Origin of the sequence: Myroides phaeus, from assembly GCF_009799805.1 — a bacterium.
Classification (GTDB): domain Bacteria; phylum Bacteroidota; class Bacteroidia; order Flavobacteriales; family Flavobacteriaceae; genus Flavobacterium; species Flavobacterium phaeum_A.
The window spans coordinates 2708365-2731841 of record NZ_CP047050.1 but is presented as its reverse complement, the minus strand read 5'-3'; the positions used below and the strand labels follow the sequence as shown (position 1 = coordinate 2731841).

Here is a 23477-nt window from a genome sequence, read left to right as displayed (position 1 = left end):
TTGAAATTTATGTACAGATATATTAGAAAATATGAGAAAACATATAGATAATTTTACAGCTAAAGTATTGAAAAAGGCACTGGTGGGATGTTTCGCATTATTGTCTGTTTCAAATGCCTTAGCTGATGGATCGAAGGACTTATATCCAGCTAAAGCGAAGGAATTTAACTCTGATGGTTCTGAGATTTTATATCCTGTTGGAAAAGGACATCGGGCTATGTTATTAGGAAAGGGATATACAGCACCAGAGGCTATTCCTTTTCCTAATGCGGGAGCCCATTATGTATATGCAAAGGAAGGTGAAACGATAACAATGGCTTCTTCTGCGCAAGGATATGGTTCAGATGTAGGAGGTATAGCTCTTTATGCGCCAGATGGAACTTTTTTAAAAAAGGATAATAGTTTGGGAAATATTCCAAATAGAAAAGCTGAGCTTGCAGGACCCAAAAAGTATAAGGAAGATAAAGAAGGTGGATATACCCCTATTTATTATAAAGTACCTAAAGGAGGTGAAGGTATTTATAGAGTAGAATTTACCTCAAGAAGAATGAATTGGCAAGGTAATGTTTTTTATGCTAATGAGAATTGGACTCAAGGAGATGATGCCACTATCGTTGCATGGGATGTTTCAGTACTTAATGGTGGTGGTACAGCTTTTATTCCAGGACGTGTTTATGCTACTAACTTGAATTTTTCAAATGGGAATTTTAGTTCTGGTTATAATTATCAGAATATTGAATTTAATGGAGAATTTTTTGTTCGTACAAATGATGGTTTTACATACCGAGTAAAACACAATGGTACATCAGGTATTGTTTGGGCTTTTTTTACAAATAGTATAGGGTTTAAAGATGATAAAGGAAATTCTAAATATAAAAGTTTAAATGAAGAAGCGAGTACTGCTTCAAAAAGGATTCATAATCCTAATACACCTGATGATAATGAGAATATAACACATAAAATGTTTTATACATTTCCTGCAGAGGATATGCCTTCTAAAGCAATAGTGAGTGTAGGTGTTGAAAAAGATCATTATCCGAATAGAGTAACTTGGTTAAATCCTTCTGTTTTAGAGCCAGAGGTTCAAAATGTTCATATTGTTGGAGCAGAAGGGACAGATGGAGTAATTGGGCATAAAGGAGGATATGTTGTATTTGACGCACCAGTAGCAGGACAACAATATACTATTGAAATTCTAAATAACAACAATGTTTTTTTTACTTTAGAAGGTAATACAAAAGAGGGGGTTAATAGAGTGTTTTGGGATGGGAAGAATAAAGCAGGTAAGAAACTTGCTAAGGAGCTGGGACGTGTGCCAATTGAGGTGAAGGTACAATTACAAGGGGCAGAGGTTCACTTTCCATTTTTTGATATTGAATATAACACAGGGGGAATAGCCATTGAATTATTAGATTATAAAAATTTAAATGGCAAATTTATTTCAGATAAAGTATTTTGGGATGATATTGATATATCAATTCCCACAACAATTGAAAGAGTTTGGGTTTATGGTAAATATGTAAATGGACGATGGGTTCCGGCGCATTATGAAGAAACTGAGATAATTATTTTAGAAGGAAATAAAGTAGATCCGATAGAAAATAGCCATACAATAAAAGGTAATCAAGGGATTAGTAGTAATGTGAATGGGCATAAATGGGGTGCTGGTGGAACAGGAGCACTAAATACATTTGGTGATAAAAAGTCGATGGACACCTGGACATTTAGAGTAGGTAATAAAGTTAATAAAGAAACTTTTGTAGAAGTTAAAGAAGCCGATTTGTACACCACAGTTTTAAGTACTGTTAATGGAAAATCAAATCCTACAATTGGAAACTTTGGTGACTCAGTAGTTTATAAGGTTATTGCGGGTAATTACGGTCCAAGTGATGTTATTGCTGATTCTGACAAGGGTATAAAAGGTGCTCCTTTTACATTTCAAGTACCGGGAGGTGTTGAAATTACAAGCGCAACAATTAGTTATCAAGATAGTGTTAGAGAGAATGTTCGGTTGACTTATGATAAGGCAACAAGAATGTATCACGCTGAATTGAGTTTGAAAAAAAGAGGAACAATCACATATACATTTGAAGGGAAATTAGTAGGAGGAATTGGAAATCAAGTGGCTGAGGCAACTATTATGCGTCCTGCGGATGTAACTGATCCAGATGCTACGAATGGAGATCCAAAATTAGCACCGACCAATCCACACTTTGAATGTTATAATAATGATACAAGTTCTTTAGGTACAAACAGTGGATCAATTGGGTGTAATAATATTACAGAGGCTTCATTTATGTTGCTTGGACCTTGTGTTGATGCAGTATTGTATTACGAAGATTTTGACAGAGGATATTGGAATGTAAATTCGGGAAGAACAGACTGGACAAATAGAGCTTCTGTAAGTTTAAATTCCGACGGAAGTATTCAAAAGAATCAGCAAGGAAATACGATACGAAATGGAGCTGTGGGTGGAGCAACAAGTACTTATAATTTTGCGCCAGGTATTAATGATAAAAGATATCCTGGGTACAAAGTGCAAAATGATATAGCGCGTATTCCTGATGGACACTATGCTGTTTTACCTCCAGGTTATGTAAGAATGGGGTTAGATGATAGAGATCCGTGGAAAACACAAACTTGGTATCCTAATCATCCGGTAGACTTTTATGATTGGACTCCTGCTTGGGATCAACCTGGTGCTGTTAGAGATATGTCTGGCGCCGTGAATGGTGCAGCTTTCTTAATTCGTGGGGCTGCCAGTGCAACGCAAAGTATAAAGCCATTTTATGAATTTGATGTAAAAGAACCATTAAAGGCTAATACAACCTATACGTTGGATTTGTATTCTTATGTTACTTATCACGATAAAGATTACATGTTAATTGATGTGATTGATACAGAGGGAGGACAGATTTTAGCAACAGTTCCACTTAAGTTTGCTGGTGCAGAATTGCCTGAAGGTGCTGCAGAAACAGGATTCAGTTTAGGTTGGGTTCCTTTAACGGCAAGTTTTAGAGTAGATGATACTTCGTGTAAAATTGAAGGTAAAAAGGTAAAAGTGGCAATACGTGGTAGTCAAGACCGTGCATTAGTAAGTGGTAAAGGTTTTGGACACACAATTCTTGATAATATTGCTTTTACAAGAAGAAGTTCTAATGGATGTACTATTAAAGCAACGCCAATTACCTGTGCTGATCTATGTTATACAGATGTAGTAGGTAAAGGTTTTGGATGGGATAATATAGAAGGCAAGCTAAATAATGGTAAGATTTTAGCACAAAAATTTACTCAACCAGGTACGAATGGTGGATTTGTTGTAGATATTTATCAATTAGATAACTCTTTCAATATGGTCATAAATGGAGTTCCTCTGTATAAAGAAGAATTGGAGTTTCAATCAGGAAAGCCAACGAATAGTAGTAAAAAGTTAGAGCAAAATGTACGTTTTAAAGATAGAACTGGCAGTAAATGGGGGAGTAATGGAGTTTATGAAATTTGGAAAATAAATGAAAATAAAAAGATTGACCTTAGTGATAGACTTAATAATCCTACTCCAGCTATACGTGTCATTATTGATAAATGGGGAAATGTTAAGTTATTTGGAAAACGAACTACTGAGTCTCCTTTAGAAGAATTAGAAGTTTTTGATAAGATAACTAAAGCTGCTGTGGTATTTGAAAAGATTCACTGGATTTCGGATGAAAATGAAGCTAATAATATTGATGTAACTCAAGTTGTTGTAGGAGCAACTAAAATGATTGGTTTTGGTTATGGTCAAAAACAAAAAGATTGTGAAACTTGTACGTTAGAAAAAGACGGTGTTTTTAATGATAATAACAAAGATAAATATGCCGATATAGGCGAAACTATCACGTATACATTTAAAGTGAAGAATGCTGGTGATATGGATATTTATGATGTTGCAATCATAGATCCGTTGTTTGGTTTTAATATTTCGATAGATGAGAAAACAAAAAAACCAGTGCCAAATTTTGTTTCTTTAGATGGTGATAAAAATAACGACGGAATTTTAAATAGAAATGAAGTTTGGACGTTTAAAGTTGACTATAAAATAACAAAAAATGATATCTTTGCAAACAAAGGAGTGTACAATAGAGCGGCGGTTAAAGGGCTTGGTATTCTGAATACTACTAAGATGGAATTTGAGGTGGATTCAACTGATCCAACGCCTTATAAAGAAGGAGATTTAGGTTGGGACGCTGACAGACCTTATCATACATTTGTTCCTTTAAAAGGACGTAGTCTATTGATTACAAATCCTAATATTTACCAAAAAATAAAATAGTAATGAAGTCAAAAAATATATTCAAATCTCTTACTCTTGTGGGGATGATTGCACCAGGTGCAGTTGTTGCACAAGTTGATAAGGCAAAAAAAGAACAAGTGTTGCTAAATGAAGGCATTATCTCTATTGCTGAAGGTGGAGTTTTGTCTACTGTTTATGACTTTGATAATACTGCTGATGGTAAAGTAAAAAACGATGGTACTGCTTATTACTATAGCAACTTTAACAATGATAATTTATATTATCACAGTGATGGAGCGAAAGAGTCTAAAGCGATCTTTACTCGTTACGAAGATGAAAAGGGAAAACAAGTTATTTCTGGAAAAAAACCAACAGCGTTTTTCGATGTTGTTTTAGATAATGCAGAAAACTACGTTGCCTTTGATCTTAAAAACGAAATGAACGTAAATGGCTCTGTGGATTTTAAAGATGGGATCATTAAAGTGGACTCTCTAAAAGGGGCGCTTACTTTTCATCAAGGTTCTAAAGCAATTAACCCTAAAGATAGAAGTCACGCTGAAGGGTATGTTGAAAAAATAGGTAGTGAAGAGTTTCAATATCCTAAGGGAGATAAAGGGATTTATCGTTATGCACGTATTAGTGCACCAGCGAATGTAACTGAATCTTATGAAGGAAAATATTCTCTTGACGACAAGAATTTCTTTAGAGCTCGTTCAGGAAAATCAGGAGTGATAAATTTGTTAGATGAGCGCGAGTTATGGACTGTAGATCGTATTAATGGTGAGAGTGGTATTATGCTAACGTTGAGTTGGGATGAACGTACGACACCAGCTGAGTTGTTAAAAGATCCGGAAAAGGAATTACACATTGTTCGTTGGGATGCAAGACAGCAAGTTTGGGTTGATGAAGGAGGAGTAGTTGATATGGATAAAAAAGAAATTACTACTGCTGCATCTGTAAAAGGATATGGATTCTTTACCCTTGCTACTGTAAAAAAAGAATTGCTATTGGATGGTGATATAGTTATTTATAACTTAGTAACGCCTAACGGAGATGATAAGAACGATTATTTCTTAATTGACAATATCAATAAGTTTCCAAATAATACAGTGGAAGTGTACAACCGTTGGGGGGTGAAGGTTTATGAAACTAAGGCGTATGATAGTAACGGAAACGTTTTCCGTGGATATTCAGAAGGTCGTGTTACTGTAAACAAAAACGAAAAGTTACCATCAGGTACATATTTTTACATTGTTAGCTACGAGCATAAAGATGCTAATGGCTCTAAAATGATTAAAAAATCTGGATATTTGCATTTAGATAACAACTAAGAAAAGAATCTATGAGTATTCATAATAAAATAAAGAAGATTGGAATTAGCCTACTTGCAGTAGGCTGTTTCAGTCAAATGTATGCGCAACAAGATCCTCAGTTTACGCAGTATATGTACAATACGAACAATATTAACCCTGCTTATGCTGGGTCGAGAGGTGTTCTTAGTGTATTTGGAATGTATAGAACGCAATGGGTAGGATTAGAAGGTGCACCTAAAACAGCTAATGTTTCTGTTGCAACTCCATTAGGAGAAAGCGGATTGGGATTAGGTGTTAATTTCACTAATGACCGATTGGGTGCAATGGATGAAAACAATATTTCTGTTGATTTATCGTATGCAATCGATTTGAACAGAGATTATAAGTTGGCCTTTGGTATTAAAGGAACAGCTAATTTATTGGATGTAGATTATACGAAATTGAACATTCACAATCCTTTGGATCCTGTTTCTCAAACTAATATCAACAATAAGTTTACGCCAAATTTAGGGGCTGGTCTTTATTTGTATTCAGACAGAGCTTATCTTGGATTGTCAGTTCCGAACTTTTTAACTTCGGATAGATATGACGATAACGATGTAGAAACAATGCGTCAAAAAGCAAACTTTTACTTAATGGGAGGTTATGTTTTTGAATTAAACCCGAGTTTGAAGTTCAAACCAGCTTTCTTAATGAAAGCGGTAGAGGGAGCTCCTTTACAAGTTGACTTAACGGCGAACTTCTTAATCGTTGATAAGTTTACAGTAGGTGCTGCTTATCGTTGGGATGCTTCAGTAAGTGCTTTGGCAGGTTTCCAAGTAAATGATAATCTGTTTGTAGGTTATGCTTATGATGCAGATACAACATCGTTGAGAAATTACAACTCAGGTTCACATGAGATCTTCTTACGCTTCGATATTTTTAGTCGCACAGGAAGAATTAATACTCCTCGTTTCTTCTAATATTGAAGAGTAAAGGATGTTAGAATAATTCTTTTGTAAGGAAAAAAAAGAGTAAAACATAACGTGTTAATATACAGAGCTTCTTTCGGGGAGCTCTTTGTAATAGAGATAGAATCAAATAAAATAAGTGAACTACTTAGTCGGTTTCACTTACAGCAAAGCATCCCCAACTATATGTTTTGCTAATTTTTAAATAAATCCCCACATCAAATTTATGCAGTTAAAGCCCGAGAGATCTATCTCTCAATTTAGGTTATTAGTAGTCTTTTCAATAGTTATATTTCTTTATAGTATTGTAACAAAATTTATAGGTGCACCTTTGTACTTTATTTATTTGGAAGGCTTTTTATTATTGTTCTTTTTAAAACGTAGAGCGAGAAAGCACCATAATGAGCGCTTCGGTGTTTTGTTATTAGTCTTTTTCAGTGCCTTGTTTTATATGTTGTACTACAATCAGATGTATTTACTTATAGCGGTAGTTTGCTGTAATGTAACTAATCTGTCTTGTCTTTTAAAAGAGATTAAGGAAGTACAAGAACGCAAGGATGTTGTAACATCAATGGAGTTGAACTATATATTGGTAGTTTCACTTGTTTTAATAGCAGCGACGACAGTTAACTTTTCAAAATTGACCTACATTTATCACGAGTTAGAATACAATACTGTCTTTGAGTATTTCTTTTTTAGTACTGTGGGAGTTGGGTTAATTTATTCTATTGTTACTTTAGTTAGACTGTCATACTGTGATTGTCACGAGGTAATTGGAATTAATCAATCAAACTTGGTATTGGAAAAAGTAAAGCCAATGTTACAATATGATACTTTGCCAATTTGTACAGAGGATAGTCGTAAGGTAATTGAGTTTTTTGAGAAGAGTACGTTGTATTTAGATCGTGACTTTACAGTTGAAATGTTAGCAAAGGAGCTTAATTTTACCAAGGCGCAGTTGTCAGATACACTCAATAGAACAATGGGAGTTAATTTTTACAACTTAGTAGCGAGTTATCGTATTAAGTATGCTAAAAAAATTATGCAAGAACGGCAAGATTTGTTGATTGATGGTGTTATTGTAAATTCCGGTTTTAATTCGAAAACAACGTTTAATAAGTACTTTAAACATTTTGTAGGAATTACACCAACGGAGTTTAAAAATAAGGTAATAAACGGAGAAATATAATTTGTCTGTTTGTGATACAAAGGGATTTTACATTAAGTAAGGTCCCTTTTTTTGTGTAAAAAACTTGTGTTTATTACCTCAAATTGGATCAAAAAAGCATTTTTAAGCCTATTTTTCATTAAAAAAGTGGGGTATACTGCTGCTTTGTAAAAGTAAGAAAGTAGTTGTTTTTTAAAGTGTAAAATATTGATTACAAGTGCTTTATATTTTTAATTATTGCTTTTTTTCAGTAATTATTTAGTTTTTAGGCGTGTCTTAAAAGGGGTTTGTCCGACAATAGTCCGACAATCCTTCGAGAATACTGGGCTGAGGGGCATTTTGTCGGAGAATACTCAGAGGGCTCTCAGACGATACTCATAGAAGTGTTTGAAGAGGAGGCAATAATTGTTTTTTAGTGCATTTGATATTAAAATAATCACTTTGGCATTTTTGAGGTGTGAGAGAGTTTATTTTGCATTTTCGAGTTATGCTTAAAGAGGAGGGAATAAGTTATATGAAAGAATATAAATTACTTTATTATTAAAACTTCTGCTGTTTGAGTTTCTGTTTTGCGAATGCGTAAATGTGTGGGGTTGATTTTCAGGGTGTTGTGTTTTTGAGGAAAAATTATGTTTGCGAGTAATTACTTTAAGAAGGTTTAGTATTGTTATCTTAAAGGACTGTAGTACTATTGTTTAAGTGTATAAAATATTGTTAATGCTATATAAATTAGCGAAAAGGTGTCTCTGCAAAATATGATATTTTAAATACTTACCCTATATTTGGGAAGCATAAAAAAGAAAATATGAAAATTTTAATATCGCCAGCAAAGAGTTTAGATTATACAAGTGAGGTGCCTGTGCTTACAAGTACAAAACCCATTTTTATAAAAGAATCGAAAGAGATTAATGAAGTGTTGAAATCAAAAACTCCAATGGACTTGGAGGCATTGATGAAGATTTCATCGAATTTGGCTGAATTGAATTGGAAGCGTAATCAAGAGCGTGTTTTTGTGAAGAAGGATGGAAATGAGGAAGATTTTAGACAGGCGGTTTTTGCGTTTAATGGAGATGTTTATGGCGGACTTGATGCTTATTCGTTGAAAGTTGAACAAATAGAAGAATTACAAAATAAGCTTAGGATTTTATCTGGTTTATATGGTATTTTGAAACCGTTAGATGAGATAGAGCCTTATAGATTAGAAATGGGAACTAAGATGCCTGTAGGTGCTAATGCAAACCTGTATGAGTTTTGGAAACCAGTGATTGCAGAATCGCTAAATAAAGAAATGAAGCAAGGAGAGTTATTGGTAAACTTGGCAAGTAATGAGTACTTCAGTGCTGTAGATAAAGCAGCGTTAAAGGCTACATTGATTACTCCGGAGTTTAAAGAGCTTAGAGATGGGAAGCTAAAAGTGATTAGTTTCTATGCTAAGAAAGCAAGAGGAATGATGGTTAGATATATTATTGATAATGGTATTGAGGACTTAGATGGCTTGAAAAAGTTTAATGTAGATGGATATGCTTGGAGCGAAGGAGATTCGAAAGGAAATAAATTAGTGTTTACAAGATAAATTTATATTATACCACCAACAAAAACTTATGGAAGCAGTACATTATATTAGCTCAGATGTATTTACAATTGAGAAATTAAATGAAATATTAACACAGGGTCAAAAGATCCAATTGTCAGAGGAAGCACGTGCAAATATTGAAAATTGTCGTACTTATTTAGACAATAAAATGGCGGAGCACAAGGATCCTATTTATGGAATTAATACAGGATTTGGTTCTTTGTGTAACGTGAAAATTGACAATGAAAACTTGTCTAAATTACAGGAAAACTTAATGAAGTCTCACGCTTGTGGAACTGGAGAGTTGGTTCCGGAAGAGATTATTAAAATTATGCTGTTGCTAAAAGTTAAGTCTTTGAGTTATGGTAATTCAGGGGTTCAATTAGCTACAGTAGAGCGTTTGATTGATTTTTATAACAATGATATTTTACCTGTTGTTTATACACAAGGTTCTTTAGGAGCATCTGGAGATTTAGCTCCGTTAGCTCACTTGTCATTGCCTTTAATTGGTGAAGGTGAAGTGTATGCAGATGGATTCCGTCAGCCTGCTGCTAAAGTGCTTGAGAAAAACGGATGGGAACCAATAACGATGAAGTCTAAAGAGGGATTAGCTTTGTTGAATGGAACACAGTTTATGAGTGCTTACGGTTGTTATGTAATGATTAAATCTAAGCGTTTGTCTTATTTAGCTGACGTAATTGGTGCAGTTTCTTTAGAGGGGTTTGACGGTAGAATAGAGCCTTTTAACGAGTTGATTCACTTTGTAAGACCTCATAAAGGGCAGATTGAAACAGCGCAGTTTTTCAATGAAATGTTAGATGGATCGGAGTTGATTAAACGTCCTAAAGAACACGTACAAGATCCGTATTCTTTTAGATGTATTCCTCAAGTTCACGGTGCGTCAAAAGATGCAATTGACTATGTAGATCGCGTGTTTAAAACAGAAATAAACTCGGTAACAGATAATCCGAATGTATTCTATAAAGAAGATATTATTGTGTCAGGTGGAAACTTCCACGGACAGCCATTAGCTTTAGCATTAGACTTTTTAGGAATTGCATTAGCTGAATTAGGTAGTATTTCTGAAAGAAGAACATACCAGTTGATTTCTGGTTTAAGAGGATTACCTGCGTTTTTAGTATCAGATCCAGGATTGAATTCAGGATTTATGATTCCGCAGTACACAGCAGCGAGTATTGTTAGCCAAAACAAGCAATTAGCTACTCCGTCAAGCGTTGATAGTATTGTTTCAAGTAATGGACAAGAAGATCACGTGAGTATGGGAGCAAACGGTGCTACAAAGGCATTGCGTATTGTTGAGAACTTAGAGCGTATTTTAGCTATTGAGCTTATGAATGCTTCACAAGCTTTAGAGTTTAGAAGACCTGCTAAATCAAGTGATTTTATAGAGTCATTTGTAAAAATATACAGAGAAGAAGTGCCATTTGTAGATGCAGACCGTATTTTACATTATGATATTGAGCGTTCAATTGCGTTCTTAAACTCTTTTCAAATCGATTTAGACGCTTAAAACGTTAAGTAAATCGTGAATTAATTAATAAAAGCCGTATCTTTTCGTATGAAATAGGTACGGCTTTTATTATATTGCTATATTTGTAAGTGTTTATCAAAAAAACAATAATCATTGAGTAAATTAAATAAACTTAAGATATTGAATGACCCTATTTATGGGTTCATTACGATTCCGAATTCTTTAGTGTACGATTTAATCGAACACCCTTACTTTCAACGCTTGAGAAGAATATCTCAGATGGGGGTATCTTATCTTGTTTATCCAGGAGCTCATCATACGCGTTTTCACCACGCTTTAGGTTGTATGCACTTGATGCAAAAGGCAGTGCAAGTACTTCGATTCAAAAATGTTTCTATTTCTGAAGAGGAAGAGAATGCGCTATATGTGGCTATTTTGCTACACGATATTGGACACGGGCCATTCTCTCACGCAATGGAAGAAAGTATTGTGGAAGGAGTTCATCACGAGGAGATTTCTATTTTATTTATGAATCGCTTGAATCAAGAGTTTAACGGACAATTGAGTTTGGCGATTGAAATATTTCAAGGGAGATATCACCGTAAGTTTATGTTGCAATTGATTTCAGGTCAGTTGGATATGGATAGAATGGATTACCTAAAACGCGATAGTTTTTATAGTGGGGTAGCGGAAGGGAATATCAACTCAGAGCGATTAATTCAAATGTTGAATGTAGTCAATGATGAATTAGTTGTAGAGAAAAAGGGAATTTATTCTGTAGAGATGTTTTTGATAGCACGTCGTATGATGTATTGGCAAGCGTATTTACATAAAACAAGTGTATGTGCTGAGCTAATTTTGGTGCGCATTTTGAAGAGAGCAAAAGAGTTAACGCATAAAGGTGTTGAGCTTTGGTGTAGTGAGTCGCTATTGTTCTTTTTGAAAAATCACATTGATCACGATGATTTTGATACAATGGCATTAGAGAAGTTCGCTTTGTTAGATGATTCTGACATTATGGGAGCTTTGAAGTCGTGGCAGTTTCACAAAGACTTTATTTTAGCAGAATTGAGTAAAATGATTGTGAATCGTGAGTTGTTGCGAATTGAGATTGTTTCTGATAAAGAAGAGACAAAAGCCAAGATGAATGTGATGTTAGATAAAATTACAGAAAAGTATGGTATTTCTAATGAAGCAGCAAAGTATTTTGTGTTTAAAGGCAAGGTTGAAAACCAAGCGTATAGCAAGAGTAAAGAACCGATTATGATTTTGAAGAAAGATGGCTCTGTAAAAGATGTTTTATCGATTTCAGATGAATTAAACTTAAAGTCATTAACTAAATTAGTAACAAAGTACTTTGTTTGTTATCCAAAAAACGTTTTTGAAAGTTAAGTTTCAATTATATTTTATATTTTTGCCACAATGAAAATAGCAGCAGAACAAATAGCGTCAGTATTAGGAGGAGATATTGTAGGAAATCCTGCAATTGAAGTAAGTACTTTAGCTAAAATTGAAGAAGGAACTGAAGGGTCTATTTCTTTTTTAGCAAATCCTAAATACATACATCATATCTACACTACCAAAGCTTCGGTAGTAATTGTTAATAAAACATTTGAACCAGAACATCCAATTGAGGCTACTTTAATTAAGGTAGATGATGCGTATAAAGCATTTTCTAAATTGTTGGAGTATTACAATCAAGTTAAATTAATGAAGTCTGGTATTGAACAACCGTCAGTTATTTCTGAAGGTGTTGAATACGGGGAAGAGTTATATTTAGGTAGTTTTTGCTATTTAGGTAAGAATGTTAAGATTGGTAAAAACGTAAAAATATATCCGAATACATTTGTTGGTGATAACGTAAGAATAGGAGATAACACTGTGCTTTTTGCAGGTGTACGTATCTATTCTGAAACTGTTATTGGTAATAATTGTACAATTCACGCAGGTGTAATTGTTGGATCAGATGGATTTGGATTTGCACCCAATGCTGATGGAACTTATAGTAAAGTGCCACAGATTGGTAATGTAATCATTGAAGATAATGTGGAAATAGGAGCAGCAACGACAATTGATCGTGCTACTTTAGGTTCTACTATTATCCGCAAAGGTGTTAAATTAGACAACCAGATTCAAATCGCTCATAATGTAGAGATTGGAGAAAATACAGTAATCGCATCACAAACTGGTGTTGCGGGATCAACTAAAATTGGGAAACATTGTCTTATTGGAGGACAAGTTGGTATCGTAGGGCATATTGTGATTGGAGATAATGTAAAGATTCAAGCACAAGCAGGTGTGAGTAAAAGTATTGAAAGCAATACTGCAGTTCAAGGAACTCCTGCATTTGCACACGGTGATTTCTTACGTTCATATAGTCATTTCAAGAATTTGACTAAGATAGTAAGTGATGTAGAAGATTTAAAAAAGAAGATATAATTATAGTCTATCAAAATATTTAAAGAGATTTAATTATGGTTAAACAGAAAACCATCCAGAATGAAGTAACATTAAAGGGTGTTGGATTACATACAGGTCAAGAGGTTACTATGACTATTAAGCCAGCTCCAGTGAACAATGGTTTTACGTTCGTTCGTATGGATTTGGAAGGGCATCCTGTTATTGAAGCAGATGCAAATTATGTTGTGACAACACAACGTGGTACAAACCTTGAAAAAAAAGGTGTTAAAATTCAAACAACTGAGCACGTTTTAGCTGCTTTTGTTGGATGTGATTTAGATAATGTTATTATCGAATTAAATGCATCTGAGCCACCGATTATGGATGGGTCTTCTAAATACTTTGTTGAAGCTGTAGAAAAGGCTGGAGTTGTAGAACAAGATGCGGAACGCGATGAGTATATCGTAAAAGAGGTAATTTCTTTTGTAGATGAAACTACAGGAAGTGAGATTATCGTAATGCCTTGTGATTGCTACCAAGTTACAGCAATGGTAGATTTTGGAACAAAAGTGTTGGGTACTCAAAATGCTACTCTTAAATCAATTCACGATTTTAAAGAGGAGATTTCTGAAGCGAGAACATTTAGTTTCCTACACGAATTAGAAGCTTTGTTGGCTCACGGGTTAATCAAAGGAGGAGATTTGAATAATGCTATTGTTTACGTGGATAAAGAGATTTCTCCAGAGACAATGGAACACTTGAAAAAGGCGTTTGGAAAAGACGAAATAAGCGTTAAACCAAATGGTGTTTTAGATAACCTTACTTTACATTATCCTAATGAGGCGGCTCGTCATAAATTATTAGACGTTATTGGTGATTTAGCGTTGATTGGAACTCGTATTAGAGGGAAAGTAATTGCTAATAAACCAGGGCACTCAGTAAACACAAGTTTTGCTAAGAAAATGTCTAAGATTATTCGCAATGAAAAGCGTAATCAAGTACCTACTTATGATTTGCATAAAGAACCTTTAATGGATGTGAATCAAATTATGGCCTTGTTACCACACAGACCTCCATTCTTGCTTGTAGATAAGATTTTAGAAATGTCTGAATCTCACGTAGTAGGATTGAAGAACGTAACAATGAATGAGCAGTTTTTCGTTGGTCACTTCCCAGGAGCACCAGTTATGCCAGGGGTTTTAATCTGTGAAGCAATGGCACAATCAGGAGGAATCTTGATTTTAAGTACAGTACCAGATCCTGAGAATTACTTAACTTATTTCATGAAAATGGATAATGTTAAGTTTAAACATAAAGTTACCCCAGGTGACACTTTAGTCTTTAAGTTAGAATTAATCACGCCTATACGTCGTGGAATTTGTCATATGCAAGGATATGCATATGCAAATGGAAAACTTGTAGCTGAAGCAGAGCTAATGGCTCAAATTTCAAAAATTAAAAATTAAATAAAGAGATAATATGAATCAGCCTTTAGCATACGTTCACCCAGGAGCAAAAATAGCACGTAACGTAGTGATTGAGCCGTTTTCTACAATTCACAATAATGTAGAAATTGGTGAAGGAACTTGGATTGGGTCAAATGTGACTATTATGGAAGGGGCACGCATTGGTAAAAATTGTAAGATATTTCCAGGAGCGGTAATTTCAGCAGAACCACAAGATTTAAAATTTGAGGGAGAAGTTACTACAGTAGAAATTGGAGACAATACAACAATTCGTGAATGCGTAACTATAAATAGAGGTACGAAAGATAGATACAAAACTGTAGTTGGAAAGAATTGTCTTATCCAAGCATATAGTCATATTGCTCACGATTGTATCGTAGGTGATAACTGTATCTTTTCAAATTCAAGTACTTTAGCTGGACACGTAACAGTAGGGGATTTTGTAGTTTTAGCAGGTCTTGTTGCTGTACACCAGTTTTGTACAATTGGTTCTCATTCATTCATTACAGGTGGTACATTGGTTCGTAAAGACGTTCCTCCGTATATTAAAGCAGCTCGTGAGCCAATTTCATATGCAGGTATTAACTCAGTTGGATTGAGAAGAAGAGGGTTTACTCCAGATAAAATTAGAGAAGTTCAAGAAATTTATCGTCTGTTATATCAGAAAAACTATAATACAAGCCAAGCATTGGAGATTATAGAAACTGAGATGGAGGCTACTCCAGAGAGAGACGAGATTATTATGTTTATCCGTAGTTCTTCAAGAGGAATTATGAGAGGATATTCAGGAATTTATTAGAATTAAGTATTAAACTAAATATATTTAGAAAATGGCAACTACAGCTGATATTAGAAATGGTTTATGTATTAAGTACAACAATGATATTTATAAAATTGTTGAATTCTTACACGTTAAACCTGGAAAAGGACCTGCTTTCGTTAGAACAAAAATGAGAAGTTTGACTAATGGTAGAGTATTAGAAAACACTTTTTCTGCTGGACACAAAATTGATACTGTGAGAGTAGAAACACATAAATTTCAATATTTATACCCAGAAGGGGATCAGTTCCATTTTATGAATGTTGAGAACTATGAACAAATTACTTTATTAAGAGATATCTTAGATGCTCCTGATTTATTAAAAGAAGGAGAAATGGTAATGGTTCAAATTAATACAGATACTGAGTTACCACTTTCAGTTGATATGCCAGCTTCTGTTATTTTAGAAATTACATATACTGAGCCAGGTGTAAAAGGTAATACTGCAACAAATGCAACTAAGCCTGCTACTGTAGAAACTGGAGCTACAATCAACGTTCCTTTGTTTATCAATGAAGGAGATAAAGTTAAGATTGATACAGCTACAGGTGCTTACATGGAGCGTATCAAAGAATAATTTTTTAGAAGATATATCATGCGTTTTGCAAAAGTTCAAGATTTACAGACAATAGCGGAAATTATTGACTGTAAATTTGTTGGAGATTCTAACTTCCCTGTTTATGGTATAAACGAGATTCACGTTGTACAAGAAGGAGAGGTAGTGTTTGTGGATCATCCAAAATATTATGATAAGGCATTAAACTCTAATGCAAGTATCGTTTTGATTAATAAAGATGTACCTTGTCCGGAAGGAAAGGCTTTATTGATTTCTGACGATCCGTTTAGAGACTTTAATAAATTGTCTAAATTCTTTAACCCTTTTAAACCAGCTACAGAAGTTCGTGCAAAAGATGCTGTAATTGGTGAAGGTAGTGTTATTCAACCAGGTGTGTTTATTGGACACAACGTTGTTATCGGAAAGAACTGTCTTATTCATCCAAATGTTGTTATCTATGATGGTACGGTAATTGGTGATAATGTAGTTATTCACGCAGGTACTATTTTAGGTGCTGATGCTTTTTATTACAAAAAACGTCCAGAAGGATTTGATCCTTTAGTTTCTTGTGGTAGAGTAGTGATAGAAGATAATGTTGGTATTGGTGCCGCTTGTACAATTGACAGAGGGGTAACAGGAGATACTACTATTAAAGAGGGGGCAAAAATTGATAACCAAGTTCATATTGGGCATGATACAGTTGTAGGTAGTCGTAGTTTGATTGCTGCACAATGTGGTATTGCTGGTTGCGTGGTTATTGAGAATGAAGTAACCTTATGGGGACAAGTAGGAACTACAAGTGGTATTACTATCGGTAGTAAGGCTGTTGTGTTAGCTCAATCAGGAGTTTCTAAGTCATTAGCTGGAGGTAAAGTTTACTTTGGATATCCTGCAGAGGAGTCAAGAGATAAATTGAAGCAAATGGCTAATATTAAAAGAATTCCAGAATTACTTGCAAAAACTAAAAATATATAGGTTATTTTCTCTAATAGTTGTTTGATTTTTTAGTCAAAATGACAAAATTGAGGTAATGTAATTAATTAATCAGTTAAACTCACTTATAAAGGGATAAAAAGTTTTATAGCTTAATAGAATTGTTTATTTTTGTGTAAGTAAGTTAAATAAATAAAAACAAGATCATGAGTGTTTTAGTAAATAAAGATTCAAAAATAATCGTTCAGGGATTTACTGGAAGTGAAGGTACATTCCACGCTTCTCAAATGATTGAGTACGGAACAAACGTTGTTGGTGGTGTTACTCCAGGAAAAGGTGGTAGTACTCACTTAGATCGTCCAGTATTTAATACAGTTTCAGAAGCAGTTGAGAAAGCAGGTGCTGATACATCTATTATCTTCGTTCCACCAGCATTTGCTGCAGATGCTATTATGGAAGCTGCTGATGCAGGAATTAAAGTTATTATTTGTATCACAGAAGGAATTCCTGTTGCTGATATGATCAAAGCTTACAACTATATCAAAGGTAGAGATTGTAGATTAGTAGGACCTAACTGTCCAGGTGTTATTACTCCAGGTGAAGCTAAAGTTGGTATTATGCCAGGTTTCGTATTCAAAAAAGGTACTGTAGGAATTGTTTCTAAATCAGGAACTTTAACTTATGAGGCTGCTGACCAAGTTGTAAAACAAGGATTAGGAGTTACTACTGCTATTGGTATTGGTGGTGATCCAATTATCGGAACTACAACTAAGGAAGCTGTACAGTTATTAATGGCTGACCCAGAAACTGAAGCAATCATTATGATTGGTGAAATTGGAGGTCAATTAGAAGCTGATGCTGCTCGTTGGGTAAAAGAAAATGGTAACAAAAAACCTGTTATTGGATTCATCGCTGGAGAAACTGCTCCAAAAGGAAGAACAATGGGACACGCTGGTGCTATCGTAGGTGGTGCAGATGATACTGCTGCTGCTAAAAAACGTATTATGGCTGAGTGTGGAATCCACGTTGTTGATTCTCCTGCTGAAATCGGTAAAAAAGTAAAAGAAGTTTTAGGATAGTCTTTGACTTACTAAAATATATTATATAGGAAAGCCAATACATTTATTTGTATTGGCTTTTTTATTTTCTATATTTTCAATAAATTATTTAGATTATTTTACTATTTAAATAAGAATAGAAAGTTTACTTATTTTTAAGTGCTTTATGTTTAATATTTTTTCTTTTCAATATAGGAATGTAGTAAGTTAATTAAGGCTAAAATTCTATAATTATAGTGGCCTTATAAATAATGCTATTTTGTATATGTCTTAAAATAACAAAAGCCTAAACTATTTAGTTTAGGCTTTTGTTTATAATGTATAAATGTGAATCTTGTTATTATCTCAATTGAGCACCAACGTTGTTTTCAAGTTGGTATTGGATTTTACCCATTATCTTTTCAACTTGACTATCAGTTAATGTTTTACTTGAATCTTCCATTAAGATAGAAATAGCATAAGATTTTTTACCATCTTCTATTTTGTCTCCTTGGTAAACGTCAAATAAAGTAACATCTTTAATAATGTTTTTATCAACTTGTTTAACGATGTTGTAGATTTCTCCAAAAGTAACGTTCTCATTGATTAAAAGAGCATAGTCACGTTTAACTGAAGGGTATTTGTTGATGTCAGTAAATTTAATTTTAGCAGACAACATTTTAATTGTGTTATCCCAATTAAACTCAGCATAGAATACCTCTTGTTTTATGTCAAACTCTTTAAGAACACCTTTCTTAAGAATACCAAATTCAACAATTAGATCTTTACCTAAGTAGTATGCGATACCTTCAGAGAAGATGTCAGATTCAACAGGTTGAGTTGTTGTTTTTGTTAATCCTAAACGTGCTACAATAGCGTTGATGTAAGCTTTAAATTCAAAGAAATCAACAGGTTTTTGTGTTGAGTTCCAACTTGCTTTAGTAATATTACCAGTTGCAAAAACAGCGAAGCGTTTGTATTCTTCATAACTGTTTAGCATTTTGTGGTAAGTTTTACCAAATTCAAAGAATTTTAAATCTCCACGTTTTCTATTGATGTTGTAAGAAATAGACTCTAAACCTCCAAAAAGTAAAGATTGTCTCATTACACATAAGTCGTGACTTAATGGGTTTAAGATATCTACTTGGAAACTTGAATTGATATTCTCAGATAAATTGCTGTAATCAGGAGTAGTTAATGAGTTATTCATAATCTCATGGAACCCTTGAGCAACCAATTGGTTAGCAATAATATTCTGTACTTTATGATCTTCAGTACGAGAGTTTGCCGCAATTGTAGCGTTTAATTTAGAAGAATAAGTGATATTATTGAAACCATATACACGTAATACTTCTTCGATGATATCAATTTCTCTTGTTACGTCTGCACGGTAAGCAGGTACAGTAATACCAATACCAACGTCAGACATACTATGTACTTTAATGTCTAAAGACACTAAGATTTTCTTGATTGTATCCTTTGGAATTTCTTCTCCAAGTAAGCGAGTAATATTGTTGAAGTTTAAGAATACTGAATTATCTTCAATTTTCTTAGGGTATAAATCAACGATATCAGAAGTGATTTCACCTCCAGCTACTTGTTGAATCAATAAAGCTGCGTGCTTTAAAGCATATTCTGTAATAGACGGGTCAATTCCTCTTTCAAAACGGAAAGATGAATCAGTATTTAAACCGTGTCTTTTAGCTGCTTTACGGATAGTTACTGGGTTAAAGTAAGCACTTTCTAAGAAGATTGTTGTCGTGTTTTCAGAAACAGCTGACTTTAATCCTCCAAAAATACCTGCTAAACACATTGGACCGTTTTCGTCACAAATCATTAAGTCGTCTTGGTGTAGAGTTCTTTCAACTCCGTCAAGAGTTGTGAATTTTGTTCCAGCGTCAACAGTTTTAACGATAACTTTTCCACCTTTGATTTTAGCTGTATCAAAAGCGTGTAACGGTTGTCCTAAATCGTGTAGTACATAGTTTGTAACGTCAACGATATTGTTTTTAGGAGCAATTCCAATAGCTTTAAGTCTGTTTTGTAACCACTCAGGAGATTGTTTTACTTCAACTCCAGAAATAGTAACTCCGCAGTATCTTGGAGCTTTTTTATAATCATTAACGCTTACGTCAATTTTTAACGTTCTACGTTCTACTTTAAATTTACTAACAGAAGGAGTAATCAACTCTTTGTGTTGAATTTCCTCTTTTGAGTTTTGTAAAAGGCCAGCTCTTAAATCACGAGCAACCCCCCAATGACTCATTGCATCAGAACGGTTTGGAGTTAATCCAATTTCAAAAACTTCGTCAGTTACAACATTGAAAATAGTTGCAGCAGGAGTACCTGGTTCCCATTTGTTATCAAGAACTAAAATACCACTACCATCTGTTCCAATTCCAAGTTCTACTTCAGAACAAATCATACCAAAGCTCTCTTCTCCACGAATTTTACCTTTTTTGATTTGGAATGCAATTCCTTCTGCATCGAATAATTCTGTACCAATTGTAGCAACAGGTACTTTCTGTCCTTCAGCAACATTAGGAGCACCACAAACGATTTGTACTGGTTCACCCGTTCCTAAATCAACTTTTGTTACGTTTAATTTGTCTGCATTAGGATGTTTTGTACAAGACAATACGTGTCCAACAACAACTCCTTTTAAACCACCTTTTAAACTCTCATAGTGAGTGATTCCTTCCACCTCAAGACCTAAGTCTGTTAAGATTTCTGAAGTTTCGTCTGGTGTAATGTCTAATTTAATGAATTGTTTTAACCAATTGTATGAAATCTGCATTCGAGAATAGTTTTTTATAAGTACGCAAATATAAGCAATGCCTAAGTTTAAGTGAAATTATTTGCGATTAAAAAATCACAAAAAAGTATTAAGATTAGAAATTATAGAAATTTCTGTTTAATTGATTCATTAGGAATCATACAACTTTCCTTTTTTCCATACCACTTATAACGATTTTTAGCTATAAAATCATAACCAATATCTGTAAGTGCTTTGGGAAAAACGGAAAAGATATTTATCAGAGAGTAGGGAAGTCCTAAGTATGAAGCTATCTTAAAAGCTGCTTGGGATTTTAGGTAGTAAGAAATACCTGGTTGGTAAAGCACAATGCTATCCATTTTTTGTCTGTCCACACCAATGTAATCCAAAATCTGTTTACCGATTTCAGAATCTAAAGAAGCAAATCTAAACTGATCGTTTTTATCTGCTTTAATAACCTTTTGAACGGTGTTGTCGCAAAGGTTGCAAACACCGTCAAACAAGATTATTTTTTTATTTCGTGGTATATCTAACATTATTTTTTACGTTGTACCATCTCCAATTGATCTAAACTTACTTTAGAAGTAAAGAAACCATAGTTAACAGTAGCTTTATTTTTTTCAATAACGTCAATTGTTCCAACAGAACGACCGTCTATCATACGAACTCTATCTCCAACTTTTAGAGGGAAGTTCGTTTTGTTTTTAACTTGTTCTTGTTGTTTTTTGACTTTCTCTTCTTTCTTTTCTTGGCGAATCACCTCAACTTTTTGCTCTACCTCTTTGATAAGCTCTTTCTGTTGTTGTTCTTTCTCCTTTTTCTCTTTTATGGTAACTTTCTTACGTTTAGAGTTTTCAATTTCAACTACTTTTAGTACTTCTCCAAACAGAGTTTTCTTACTTTTATTGTTGAAATATTTTTCTGATAGATCATCTAAACGTTGTCCAAGAGAAACTAAGCGTTGATTTGAGTCGAAAAGCTCTTGGTATCTCTCCAATTTTTCTTGAATCTTCGTGTTGATAGATTCCATTTTCTTACTCTCTTCTCTTGCTTTTGTTTCTTCCTCTTTTAGGTTTTGAGAGGTACGTTCTAACTTATGACGCTCTTTTTGCAAATTAGCAATTGTTTTGTCAAAGCGAACTTTATCACCTTCCACTTTTTTCTTAGCTCTATTGATTAAGCTAAAAGGAATACCGTTTTTCTGTGCTACTTCAAAAGTAAATGAACTACCAGCTTGTCCCACGTTTAACTTATACATTGGTTCAAGTGATTTCTCGTCGAACAACATATTGGCATTGGTGGCATTAGGTAATTCATCTGCTAATATTTTTAAATTAGTGTAGTGAGTGGTAATGATACCATAAGCTTCACGATCGTAAAACTCTTCTAAAAACACCTCAGCTAACGCTCCTCCTAATTCAGGGTCAGACCCAGTACCAAACTCGTCAATTAAAAATAAAGTACGGTCGTTACACTTTTTCAAGAAGTAATTCATATTCTTTAAGCGGTAACTATATGTACTTAAATGGTTTTCAATTGACTGGTTGTCTCCAATGTCAGTTAAAATTCGATCAAATAAGAAGGTTTTACTGCGTTCGTGAACAGGAATAAGTAAACCCGACTGTAACATAAGTTGAAGTAATCCAACAGTTTTTAACGTAATACTCTTTCCTCCAGCGTTTGGTCCAGAGATAACAATAATACGACTATCCTGTTCTAAACTAATTGTTTGAGGATAAGTTGGTTTTCTTTTCTCTTTGTTGTTAACCAATAGAATAGGGTGGTAGGCTTCTCTGAAATACATTTCTCTTTCTGATGTTATTTCAGGTAACAGACCATTAATTTTATTAGCATATTTTGCCTTAGCAGCCGTAATATCAATAAAAGTCAAGAAGTTTTGATAGTCAAACAACAACTCTCTAAATGGGCGAATTGTATTCGTTAATCTTTTTAAGATGCGCACTATTTCTTCTCGCTCTTCGTATTCTAAGTTGTTTAATTCTCTTGAAAAACGGAGTGTAGCCTCTGGTTCAATATAAACGATGCTTCCCGTTTTAGATTGACCAAGTACACTACCTTTCACTTTACGTCTGTGCATTGCCATTACAGCTAATACACGTCTGTTTTCAACCACAGTTTCACGGATATCATCTAAATACCCTGCACTGTTGTATTGCGATAAAGCAGCACCAAAGCTTTGGTTGATTTTTCCTCTTACTAAGTTAATGTTCTTGCGAATATTCATTAAGTCAAGAGAAGCATTGTCCTTGATCTCTCCGTATTTGTCCAATACATTTTCAATATCTTTTAAGATACTTTTTTCGAGGGGGTAATCAACTGCTTTACTATATAAATTAGGGTAATATTCCTCAAATTTCTTTAAGTAAACAAGTAAGTTCAGTGTTGTTTCTGTCAGTGTAAATATCTTTTTAAAGCTACTTACTTCAAGAAAACTATCTTCAATTCCTAAAAACTTTAATTCGTAGTCAATGCCGTCGAAATAATGATTGGGAATTATATTATTATTAGTGTATGAAGAAACATATTCAGACGTTTGTTTTAACGCTCGAATAGTAGATTCTTCTGTTTTATATGGTCCGATTTCCAAAGCAGCTTCTTTACCTGCTTCTGTTACACAAAGTGCAGAAACAGTTTCTAAAACTGTATGGAATTCTAAATCTTGTAATGTCTTTTTATTAATTGATGTCATTTTTTGTAAATGA

The 23477-nt window shown here is 34.1% G+C and carries 16 protein-coding genes; 13 read left to right on the top strand and 3 right to left on the bottom strand.

What is annotated here, in order from left to right; translation table 11 throughout:
- Positions 1 to 31: 31 nt before the first annotated feature.
- From GQS07_RS12185 to sucD, 13 genes are all read left to right on the top strand, one after another.
- Positions 32 to 4309, top strand: coding sequence for a hypothetical protein (locus tag GQS07_RS12185; RefSeq protein WP_158211059.1), 4278 nt, complete (start codon positions 32 to 34; stop codon positions 4307 to 4309).
- A gap of 2 nt (positions 4310 to 4311) precedes the next feature.
- The gene (locus tag GQS07_RS12180) at positions 4312 to 5601 is read left to right on the top strand and encodes a gliding motility-associated C-terminal domain-containing protein (protein WP_158211058.1); all 1290 of its coding nucleotides are present in this window, start codon (positions 4312 to 4314) and stop codon (positions 5599 to 5601) included.
- 11 nt (positions 5602 to 5612) lie between these two features.
- On the top strand, positions 5613 to 6545 hold the full coding sequence (locus GQS07_RS12175; RefSeq protein WP_158211057.1) for a type IX secretion system membrane protein PorP/SprF: 933 nt from the start codon (positions 5613 to 5615) through the stop codon (positions 6543 to 6545).
- A gap of 457 nt (positions 6546 to 7002) precedes the next feature.
- Positions 7003 to 7722, top strand: coding sequence for a helix-turn-helix domain-containing protein (locus GQS07_RS12170; protein WP_158211056.1), 720 nt, complete (start codon positions 7003 to 7005; stop codon positions 7720 to 7722).
- Between the two features lie 784 nt (positions 7723 to 8506).
- Positions 8507 to 9274, top strand: coding sequence for a peroxide stress protein YaaA (yaaA, locus tag GQS07_RS12165; protein WP_158211055.1), 768 nt, complete (start codon positions 8507 to 8509; stop codon positions 9272 to 9274).
- Positions 9275 to 9302: 28 nt separating this feature from the next.
- Entirely contained in the window at positions 9303 to 10805 is a 1503-nt protein-coding gene (gene hutH / locus GQS07_RS12160; protein WP_158211054.1) for a histidine ammonia-lyase, read from the top strand.
- A gap of 114 nt (positions 10806 to 10919) precedes the next feature.
- Positions 10920 to 12158: an HD domain-containing protein gene (locus GQS07_RS12155; protein WP_158211053.1), complete on the top strand. Its 1239-nt coding sequence runs from the start codon at positions 10920 to 10922 to the stop codon at positions 12156 to 12158.
- Positions 12159 to 12188: 30 nt separating this feature from the next.
- Positions 12189 to 13205, top strand: a complete 1017-nt coding sequence (lpxD, locus tag GQS07_RS12150) for a UDP-3-O-(3-hydroxymyristoyl)glucosamine N-acyltransferase (RefSeq protein ID WP_158211052.1) — start codon at positions 12189 to 12191, stop codon at positions 13203 to 13205.
- A 35-nt stretch (positions 13206 to 13240) separates the two neighbouring features.
- Positions 13241 to 14632, top strand: coding sequence for a bifunctional UDP-3-O-[3-hydroxymyristoyl] N-acetylglucosamine deacetylase/3-hydroxyacyl-ACP dehydratase (locus GQS07_RS12145; RefSeq protein WP_158211051.1), 1392 nt, complete (start codon positions 13241 to 13243; stop codon positions 14630 to 14632).
- Between the two features lie 13 nt (positions 14633 to 14645).
- Complete coding sequence (gene lpxA / locus GQS07_RS12140; protein ID WP_090408296.1) at positions 14646 to 15431, top strand: acyl-ACP--UDP-N-acetylglucosamine O-acyltransferase; 786 nt, start codon at positions 14646 to 14648, stop codon at positions 15429 to 15431.
- 31 nt (positions 15432 to 15462) lie between these two features.
- On the top strand, positions 15463 to 16029 hold the full coding sequence (gene efp, locus GQS07_RS12135; protein WP_158211050.1) for an elongation factor P: 567 nt from the start codon (positions 15463 to 15465) through the stop codon (positions 16027 to 16029).
- Between the two features lie 18 nt (positions 16030 to 16047).
- Complete coding sequence (gene lpxD, locus GQS07_RS12130) at positions 16048 to 16983, top strand: UDP-3-O-(3-hydroxymyristoyl)glucosamine N-acyltransferase (protein ID WP_158211049.1); 936 nt, start codon at positions 16048 to 16050, stop codon at positions 16981 to 16983.
- 164 nt (positions 16984 to 17147) lie between these two features.
- Positions 17148 to 18020, top strand: a complete 873-nt coding sequence (sucD, locus tag GQS07_RS12125) for a succinate--CoA ligase subunit alpha (protein ID WP_090408306.1) — start codon at positions 17148 to 17150, stop codon at positions 18018 to 18020.
- Positions 18021 to 18339: 319 nt separating this feature from the next.
- Here the strand turns inward: sucD and pheT are convergent, their stop codons facing one another.
- The 3 genes from pheT to GQS07_RS12110 form a co-directional block, all read right to left on the bottom strand.
- A complete protein-coding gene (pheT, locus tag GQS07_RS12120) occupies positions 18340 to 20775 on the bottom strand; it encodes a phenylalanine--tRNA ligase subunit beta (RefSeq protein ID WP_158211048.1) in 2436 nt (811 codons plus the stop codon).
- Positions 20776 to 20876: 101 nt separating this feature from the next.
- Positions 20877 to 21290 carry a thiol-disulfide oxidoreductase DCC family protein gene (locus tag GQS07_RS12115; RefSeq protein WP_090410271.1) on the bottom strand — a complete coding sequence of 138 codons (414 nt, stop codon included), beginning with the start codon at positions 21288 to 21290 and terminating at the stop codon, positions 20877 to 20879.
- Positions 21290 to 23464, bottom strand: a complete 2175-nt coding sequence (locus GQS07_RS12110; RefSeq protein WP_158211047.1) for an endonuclease MutS2 — start codon at positions 23462 to 23464, stop codon at positions 21290 to 21292. Before GQS07_RS12110 ends, GQS07_RS12115 begins: the two co-directional genes overlap by 1 nt.
- Between the last annotated feature and the right edge of the window lie 13 nt (positions 23465 to 23477).